Source organism: Neisseria sp. P0009.S010 (assembly GCF_051958545.1).
Lineage (GTDB): Bacteria > Pseudomonadota > Gammaproteobacteria > Burkholderiales > Neisseriaceae > Neisseria > Neisseria subflava_A.
Genome location: NZ_JBQCVH010000016.1, coordinates 1 through 8,137 on the forward strand (window position 1 = coordinate 1; position 8,137 = coordinate 8,137).

Consider the following 8,137-nt stretch of genomic DNA (forward strand, 5'->3'; position numbering starts at 1 on the left):
AGCAGCCTGAAAGCTGGCGGAGACATCAATATCCGCAGCCGCGAGGGCGACATTACCGTCCAAGGCAGCAACATTACTGCGGGCGACACCATCCGCCTCGATTCCGCACGCGACATCCGGCTGCTCTCCGCCCAAGACAGCCAACATCAGGACGGCAAAAACCGCAATGCCGGCGTACAGGTCGGCGTCGGGGTTTCCGTTGGTGCCCAAACCGGCGTCTATATCTACGCCGAAGCAGCCTACGGCAAAGGCAAAAACCGCACCGACAGCCAAACCCATCAAAACACCCTGCTGCAATCGGACAAACTGCAGCTCAGCAGCAAGGGCAATACCGTGCTGAACGGTGCCCAAGCCCATGCAAAACGCATCGACGCTGAAGTCGGCGGCACACTGCACATCGAAAGCCCACAGGACACTGTCGAACAGGAAAGCAAACAAAGCGGCGGCGGCATCCGTGCCCAAGTTGCCCTTGGTACCGCATGGAACGTATCCGGCAACTACAACCAAAGCAAAGCCAGCGGCTACAGCCGCAGCGTCGGCAGCCAGAGCGGTCTCTTTGCCGGCGAAGGCGGCTACCACATCACCGCCGACAGCGTCCGACTCAAAGGCGGCGCCATCGCTTCTGCCGCAGACAAAGACCACAACGAACTCACCGCCCGCAGTTTCAGCTTCGAAGACATCCGCAACGAAAGCAGCTACAGCGCCAGCAGCATGGGCATCGGTGCCGGTTATGGCGGCAGCCTGAAAGGAAGCGACGGCTTCAATCAAAGCGCCTTCGGCCGTGCGTCCCAAACCGCCGGCCAGAACATGAACAAAGGCTTCAACTACAGCCCCACCCTGCCCCAGCATGAAAGCGGCGACAGCCAAGGCTATACCCGCTCGGTACTCAGTGAAGGCAACATCACCATCGGCGGCAAAAAAACCAGTGCCCGCGCTCTCGGCATCCATACCGATTCGACCACTGCCCATCACGGTGCCGACAGCGTTCCCGATCTGCAAAACCTACTCGACAAACAGCAAACCATTGCCCAATCGACTGCCGCCATCCACAGCGCCGTCGGCACCTATAGGGGCAACCGTGCCAAAGCGGCAGCCGAAGAGCTGGAAAAACAACAGGCCGCCCACGAAGGCAGCCTGAAAGAGCGTAACGACGGCAGCTACGAACACTACCTCAGCCTAAGCGACGCACAACGGCAGCAGGAGATGCTGGCCCATTCCCCCGCCTACGCCCAAGCCTACCAAGAAGCCCGAAGCTGGGGCGTAGGCGGCAGCAAAAGCCGTGCGCTTAGCGCCGCCGAAACCCTGATTACCGGCGCCCTGGGCGGACAGGGTGATTTACAGCTGGCGGCCAATACGTTGGCGCCGTATGCCGCAGCTGCCATCGGCAAGCGCTTCGGCCACGGTGAACACAAAAACGAAGCCGCGCAAGCAATCGGCCACTTTATGCTCGGTGCCGCCTTGGCCTACGCCAACGGCGCCGACCCGCTTGCCGGCGGCAGCGCTGCCGTTGCCGCCGAACGCGCAGCCGAGTATCTGGCCAAACAATACGACGACGGCAAGACCGCCATCGACCCGATAACGGGGAAATTCAATCCCAACCTTCTGCCCGAGCACATCAAAGAAGAGATCAAAGCGCAGACCGGTGCGGTTGCTTCGGTGGTGGGTGCGGCGGGTGGCAGTCTGAAAGGCAGCGGCAGCACCAACGGCAACAGCAATGCCCTGTTCAATGCACAGGTAGGGGGTGTGCTGGGGCAGAATGCGGTGGAGAATAATAATGCCCTAGACCGTTTGGACGGATTCACACCCGGCGAACGAAGCCTGAGAGCCAGAGCAGATAAGATCTACCAAAACAATCCAAAGGGCAAAGACCGTTACATCCGCTCTTACGAAGCCTATGAATTAAAAGCATCCTATCTGGCAGCCAAAGAGATTGTTGTAGGCACATGGGAGGGCATACGCCACCCGTGGGACAATACCATTGTTCCATTGGCCGAAGCCGTTTCCAGTCCCGTGCAAACAGTCAACAAAGTTGTGATGTCCTACGAAAACTGGAAAGCGATTCGCGACGAAGCATACATTAACGATCCGCAACTTGCAGGCAGAATGGACGCAATGTTTAATGCCCGAGTGGGAGCCAATGCAGCATTTATGGTTGTCAGCGGCGGGACGGCATCTGCCATTGTCCGCTCGCCTGTCGCCGCAAAGGTAGTGAATAGTGCCGGGAATTTAAGCAAAATTGTCCGCAAGGCCGAGGCTCCATCCGGAAAGGCTGTTCCTGTCGGCGAAGCCCGCATTCCCCAAAGCCCCCAAGCGGTAAAAGGAACAACCGTTACCTTGGCACAGGAACAACGCCTGGCCAACGGAGAGCTGATACCGAAAGGCTCTGTGGTAACGTGGTCAGACAATGCGGTGAAGGTTGTGCGGCCTGATGGGAAAAAGCGGAGATTTAATAGTCGGGATTGGGAACAGAAGGCATTGCCTGCTCCAACAGCAATGAATGCCAGTAATTCGCCACCTATTTTTTCAACGGGTTCTGTCGTTCAATCAAGAATTAATTTAAAAAATCGTAATTTTAATAATTCTGGTTGGATACATGTTGTTGATAGACATTTACCAGAAGGAGGAGGAACCGGTAGTCAATTTTCTATCTCAAAAAATGAATTAAGAGCATTATTGCAGCATAAAGATGTTGTGTCGGTACCAGTCACACGAAAACGCATATCTATTGAGAAACTTGGTGATGGACACAGCATTTCTCATACAATTTATGAAAGAGTTGTTAAATTAAATAAAAATATTGGATATGACAAATTTAATGGAAATAAACCGACCAATATCATGACCATTCAAACAGACAAATATGGCAATTTAGTAACAACAACACCAGGAAGAATAAAATGAAGAAAAATAGTATTAAAAAATGGACATTAGAAGAAGTTAAGCAATCACTTGATGAATTTAATTGGATTCTACTTAATAATACATTTATTGTTGAATATCTAAAAAAAGAATTTGCAGCTTCAAGTGCATACTGTTTATCTATGCTTCCTGAAGAGGAAGATATATATGAAGTATTGGTAAACGGAAATATTTTGTTAAATTTAGAATTTAATAAACACACAAATGAAATATTTGTTTGCAACACAATTGATATTGATAAATACATAGATTCATTAACTAATGAAGCTGGTAAAAATTTTTTTAGATTGGCAAAAGAAATTGGTAAGCAGCAAAATATCTGATTAAACCTATGGCTAAGAAAGCGAAGCGGATACCATTTCTGCGGTAGGTAGCAGCACGCAGGTAGTGCCGAAGCCGTCGGCAGCCTGAAAGGCGGCGTGCGGATAGATGCCGGCGGCGCCTACCGCCAAACCGGCAGCGATCTTGCCGCCGCCCGCGACATCGACATCAGCGCCCAAAGCGTCGATATCCGCACCGCCGACAATCACGGCTTAAGAACCGTGGATTAAATTATGAATGTAAACAAAGATTTTTTTCTTGCAAAAGACGGCCATCCAAGCCTGAAACAGTTTTATTTTATTGGCGCGCCATTTGAAAAAGCACTGGATCTCTATTTGAAAAGATTAATGGATTTAAGCGACTTTTATCAGAATTTAAAACCGAAACTATCGTATTTGGATGAGGAATATACCCTCAGTCAGAAATTGGATTTCTTGAATCCGCTTGAGATTACCGGATCATCCAAATATTTATTGTTGGAAACGCAGTCTGATTGGTCATTACTAATAGACAATAATCGGAACGGCACAGACTTTTCAAGTGTGCCGTATGAAGCCTTGCTGTGGAAAATCAGATTATTGACTATGTACTTACGCCCATATTTTGGCAAAGATGAATTCGGTGCGGTCTCATTTACCCTATATGAGGGCAGCAAACAGGTTTCCCGTCATGACTGCGAAACCAGAGATGTTATGCTGCATAAAGAAACCAGTCGTGTCGAGTTTATGGAATATGGCACGCCGCTGCCGTTTGAACAGACAGAAAAATATACCGAAAGACTCAAAAAAAACAGGCTGACTGTGGAGATGATCGAAGAATATTGCAAACATTTAGGCATTTCATTATTTGATTTGGACTTCTACCAGTCCAAAGCCGCCCTTATTGAGATATTGAGAAACAAATAACTTCCATCTCTTCAAAAAGACAGTCTGAAAAATATTCAGGCTGTCTTTTAACGTCGGCAGCCAGAGCGGTCTCTTTGCCGGCGAAGGCGGCTACCACATCACAGCCGACAGCGTCCGACTCAAAGGCGGTGCCATCGCTTCTGCCGCAGACAAAGACCACAACGAACTCACCGCCCGCAGTTTCAGCTTTGAAGACATCCGCAACGAAAGCAGCTACAGCGCCAGCAGCATGGGCATCGGCGCCGGCTACGGCGGCAGCCTGAAAGGCAGCGGCGGCTTCAATCAAAGCGCCTTCGGCCGTGCGTCCCAAACCGCCGGCCAAAACATCAAGCAAGGCCTCAACTACAGCCCCACCCTGCCGCAACATGAAAGCGGCGGCAGCCAAGGCTATACCCGCTCCGTACTCAGCGAAGGCAACATCACCATCGGCGACCAAGCCACCAGCGCCCGCGCACTCGGCATCCAAACCGATCTGCAAAACGCCCACCGCAGCGCCGAAGCCGTACCCGATCTGCAAAACCTACTCGACAAACAGCAAACCGTCGCCCAATCGACTGCCGTCATCCACAGCGCCGTTGCCACCTATAGTGGCAACCGTGCCAAAGCGGCAGCCGAAGAGCTGGAAAAACAACAGGCCGCTTACGAAGGCCGTCTGAAAGAGCAAAACGACGGCAGTTATGAGCAATATGCCGGTAAAAGCGACAGCGAACGGCTGTCCATGAGGCTGGGGAACGCGAAGTATGCCCAAGCTTACCAAGAAGCCCGAAGCTGGGGCGTAGGCGGCAGCAAAAGCCGTGCGCTTAGCGCCGCCGAAACCCTGATTACCGGCGCATTGGGCGGCCAGGGTGATTTACAGCTGGCGGCCAATACGTTGGCACCGTATGCCGCAGCCGCCATCGGCAAGCGCTTCGGCCACGGTGAAAACAAAAACGAAGCCGCGCAAGCAATCAGCCACTTTATGCTCGGTGCCGCCTTAGCCTACGCCAACGGCGCCGACCCGCTGGCCGGCGGCAGCGCCGCCGTTGCCGCCGAACGCGCAGCCGAATACCTGACCAAACAATACGACGACGGCAAGACCGCGATTGACCCGATAAGCGGAAAATTCAATCCCAACCTTCTGCCCGAGCACATTAAAGAAGAGATCAAAGCGCAGACCGGGGCGCTTGCTTCGGTGGTGGGTGCGGCCGGAGGCAGTCTGAACGGCACGAACAGCAGCAACGGAGCGTTGTTTGATGCGCAAGTTGCCGGGACGGTCGGACAGAATGCGGTGGAGAATAACTATCTGAGCAAAGAAGAAACCATCGAGTTTGAAAGAAGATTGGAACAATGCGCGATAGGCGATAAAAAATGTCTGGATGAAACATTTGCAGACGCCCGTATGCGCAGCGCAAAAAACCGCAATGATTTGATACTGCAATGCCAACGCGGAGGCGACCAAGATCCTGCGTGCGCCGCGAAAAAAGTTGAAATACGTGAAGGCTTGCAATATGTCACCAGTGAAGAATATGCGCCGCTTTATGCAAGCAGGCAGTATCCACCCAGAAGAAAATGGGCTCAACTTGAGCCTGTTACACAAACCGATTCTATTTCACCTAACCAAGCAGGAGACGATGCAAAAAACTTACCGGTCGTTACCGTTCTCCCCGATTGGATCGGCAAAGAAGGTTACAGCAGCCGGCACTTTATCATTTGGGAAAATATGACCGATATTGCCTATTTGGAGAGTGACCGTCAAAAAGCTGCCGATATCACCCATTATCTCGACGGCATTTCATTTAACCACACCAATCAGCGTAAGAGCCTGTTACGTCCGTCCGATTTTTGGTACACCCTTCGTGGCGCTTTCTCAGTAGGAAAATCGCCCCGTCTCGGCAATCTCCCCCAGCAGGTAGCTGATGGCCAACAGCCGGACAAACCATTTACTGAGCGGGCAGTTGAGAAAGTCTTCAGTGCCCCATTTGACATACGCGTTGCCGATCGTATCTTGATTGATACCGGAGAAGGCATTATCGGTCTCGGTGAAGGATTATGGAACGGAGGGAAGTACGTCATTCAAAATCCGGATCGGGTCTGGAATAAGCTGGAACAGTTGGCTACCAACCAAGAGGAGCGGGATAAAGTAATCGATTCTGCCGGTACAGCCATCCGGCACGAATGGAGCCTGTTCAAACGGCATAGCAGCAATTTCGGACATGCTGTTGCCAATGGCAATTTGGGTGATGCGGTCGATGACATGGAAACGGCTACAGCCAATGTAGGCGGTTTTATCGTTCCCGGAAAAGCTGCAAAACACGGTGGAGAAATCATCAGTAAAGGGGTTCGCTATGTAGGCGGGAATTTGGTTGGCGAAAGCGGGAGGTTTGCGCGAAAAGTCGCAGACAACGGGAAGCAAGAGCTTCAAAAAATAAAGGAAGGCTTTGACAATTTCTGCCATGGTGCGCAATGCGGACTGGCCACACCGGAGGGTATCGGATTGCCGCACAGAGTGCAGCCTGAAAGCCCGTCTCTTCCAATGGAAAGCCGTGCGCACGGCAAGGGCGGCACCAAATCCGGCGCAACCGGCAAAGGCAGCACATCAGCCAAAGGAAGCGGGCAGCCCGAATCTTCGCCACCCAAAGGCGGCACGGCGGGAGAGAAGTTTGACAAAGCGGTAGGCAATGTTGCGGAGAAAGTCGGACAAGGGAATGCGGTATATGATCAGACCTTTGGCAAGCAGGGCGGAATCGGGCGTCTGGAAGAAAATGTGCACAACAAACAGCCTCCCGCCCGCAATAACCGCTTGAACACGAATAACTCGAAACTTCAGAATAGCACCCAAACTATTTCGTCTGATACAATTATCAAAGACGGATCGCATTTTGATCAGAAAGGAAAACTAAAACCAAATGTAACATATCAAGCCGGAGAGTTTGAATATATATACCAAACTGATCATCTTGGGCGGTTAAAAACATGGGAAGCACAAGAGCTTCAGTTAACCAAACGTTCCGACAGGCTTCATCATAACCCTAATACTCCGGGAAAACTCAGTGGTGATCATGCTGGTCATTTGGCGGGAGATAGATTTGGCGGGTCTCCAAAGTTGGATAATCTGGTATCCCAGCTTAGCGGAGTTAATTTAAGCAATTATAAAATTCTAGAAAATGAATGGGCAAATGCATTAATGGAAAAGAAACGCGTAACGGTAAATGTTGATATACAATACAAGGGAAATAGTTTAAGGCCAGATCATTTTGTTATTCAATATGAAATTGATGGCATTAAAAAAGTTGAAAAGATTTACAACACAGGAAAGTAAAAATGAAATTTGAAGATAAGATATCAGAAATACAAGAACGTATGCTTAGCTTGGCACTTGAATTTTCAGGAGAGGGGGTTACCGCTGTCTATATATATGGTGCAAGGGAAAGAAACGTATTGTCTTTTGATGCTTTTTTTAAAGTGGGTAATAAAATTATGAGAAAGGAGTCTTTTAATACAAAAGAGATTCAATGGCAGTTTCTTAATCTTGGAATGGAAGATTATTCGGAACTATGCTCTGTCTTTGCCGAGAATCATCAGGAAATTCCAACTCAGTTGAAACTCATATATGACAATGTAAATCAGAAAGCATCCGCTAATTATTCATATGAAAAATTTTTCTCGCATAGAGATGATTTAACACCGGGTAATATTTTTGAACAATGGTTTAAAGAAGAAAAGCAAAAAACAGAAAACCCGTATGGCTAATCATGATTCCATAATGCAGATTAAAGGCAGCCCGAAACCCCATTCAGGCTGTCGTTTGCATTTGGGCACGCTGGCTTTCAGCCTGCTGCTCGGTTTCGGTTCGGCTCTGATTGTGCCCGCCGCCGCAGCCGCAGCACGCAGGTGCAGGATGGCAGCAGCGCCGAAGCCGTCGGCAGCTCGCTGACGGCCGGCCGCCATCTCAGCATCCGTGCCACCGAAGGCAACATCGAAGCCAAAGGCGCACAAATCTCCGCCGAAGGCGA

At 50.4% G+C, this 8,137-nt stretch carries 7 protein-coding genes and 1 pseudogene; 7 read left to right on the forward strand and 1 reads right to left on the reverse strand.

Features of this window, described 5'->3' with window-relative positions:
• The 4 genes and pseudogenes from ACTHSN_RS10600 to ACTHSN_RS10615 form a co-directional block, all read left to right on the forward strand.
• Window positions 1-2,487: pseudogene (locus ACTHSN_RS10600) on the forward strand (hemagglutinin repeat-containing protein); the annotation flags it as partial.
• Window positions 2,488-2,897: 410 nt separating this feature from the next.
• Entirely contained in the window at window positions 2,898-3,242 is a 345-nt protein-coding gene (locus ACTHSN_RS10605) for a hypothetical protein (protein ID WP_070713902.1), read from the forward strand.
• 96 nt (window positions 3,243-3,338) lie between these two features.
• Window positions 3,339-3,470 (forward strand): hypothetical protein, encoded by a 132-nt coding sequence (locus ACTHSN_RS10610; protein WP_283127045.1) that lies wholly within the window; start codon window positions 3,339-3,341, stop codon window positions 3,468-3,470.
• A gap of 3 nt (window positions 3,471-3,473) precedes the next feature.
• Window positions 3,474-4,145 carry a hypothetical protein gene (locus tag ACTHSN_RS10615; protein WP_285070244.1) on the forward strand — a complete coding sequence of 224 codons (672 nt, stop codon included), beginning with the start codon at window positions 3,474-3,476 and terminating at the stop codon, window positions 4,143-4,145.
• On the opposite strand, the gene ACTHSN_RS10620 is transcribed toward ACTHSN_RS10615, so the two are convergent.
• Window positions 4,120-4,431, reverse strand: coding sequence for a hypothetical protein (locus ACTHSN_RS10620; protein ID WP_440365310.1), 312 nt, complete (start codon window positions 4,429-4,431; stop codon window positions 4,120-4,122). The genes ACTHSN_RS10615 and ACTHSN_RS10620 overlap by 26 nt on opposite strands.
• Between ACTHSN_RS10620 and ACTHSN_RS10625 the strand changes: the two genes are divergently transcribed.
• The 3 genes from ACTHSN_RS10625 to ACTHSN_RS10635 form a co-directional block, all read left to right on the forward strand.
• The gene (locus ACTHSN_RS10625; RefSeq protein ID WP_440365311.1) at window positions 4,375-7,443 is read left to right on the forward strand and encodes a DNA/RNA non-specific endonuclease; all 3,069 of its coding nucleotides are present in this window, start codon (window positions 4,375-4,377) and stop codon (window positions 7,441-7,443) included. The two genes, ACTHSN_RS10620 and ACTHSN_RS10625, sit on opposite strands and share 57 nt — an antisense overlap.
• Before the next feature lie 2 nt (window positions 7,444-7,445).
• Window positions 7,446-7,874 carry a hypothetical protein gene (locus ACTHSN_RS10630; RefSeq protein WP_070461644.1) on the forward strand — a complete coding sequence of 143 codons (429 nt, stop codon included), beginning with the start codon at window positions 7,446-7,448 and terminating at the stop codon, window positions 7,872-7,874.
• A gap of 48 nt (window positions 7,875-7,922) precedes the next feature.
• A partial coding sequence (locus ACTHSN_RS10635) for a hemagglutinin repeat-containing protein (protein ID WP_440365312.1) occupies window positions 7,923-8,137 on the forward strand: 215 nt, incomplete at its 3' end.

Coding starts and splice junctions, on each gene's coding strand:
- ACTHSN_RS10605 (WP_070713902.1), top strand. CDS start 2,898: ATGAAGAAAAATAGTATTAAAAAATGGACATTAGAAGAAGTTAAGCAA.
- ACTHSN_RS10615 (WP_285070244.1), top strand. CDS start 3,474: ATGAATGTAAACAAAGATTTTTTTCTTGCAAAAGACGGCCATCCAAGC.
- ACTHSN_RS10625 (WP_440365311.1), top strand. CDS start 4,375: ATGGGCATCGGCGCCGGCTACGGCGGCAGCCTGAAAGGCAGCGGCGGC.
- ACTHSN_RS10630 (WP_070461644.1), top strand. CDS start 7,446: ATGAAATTTGAAGATAAGATATCAGAAATACAAGAACGTATGCTTAGC.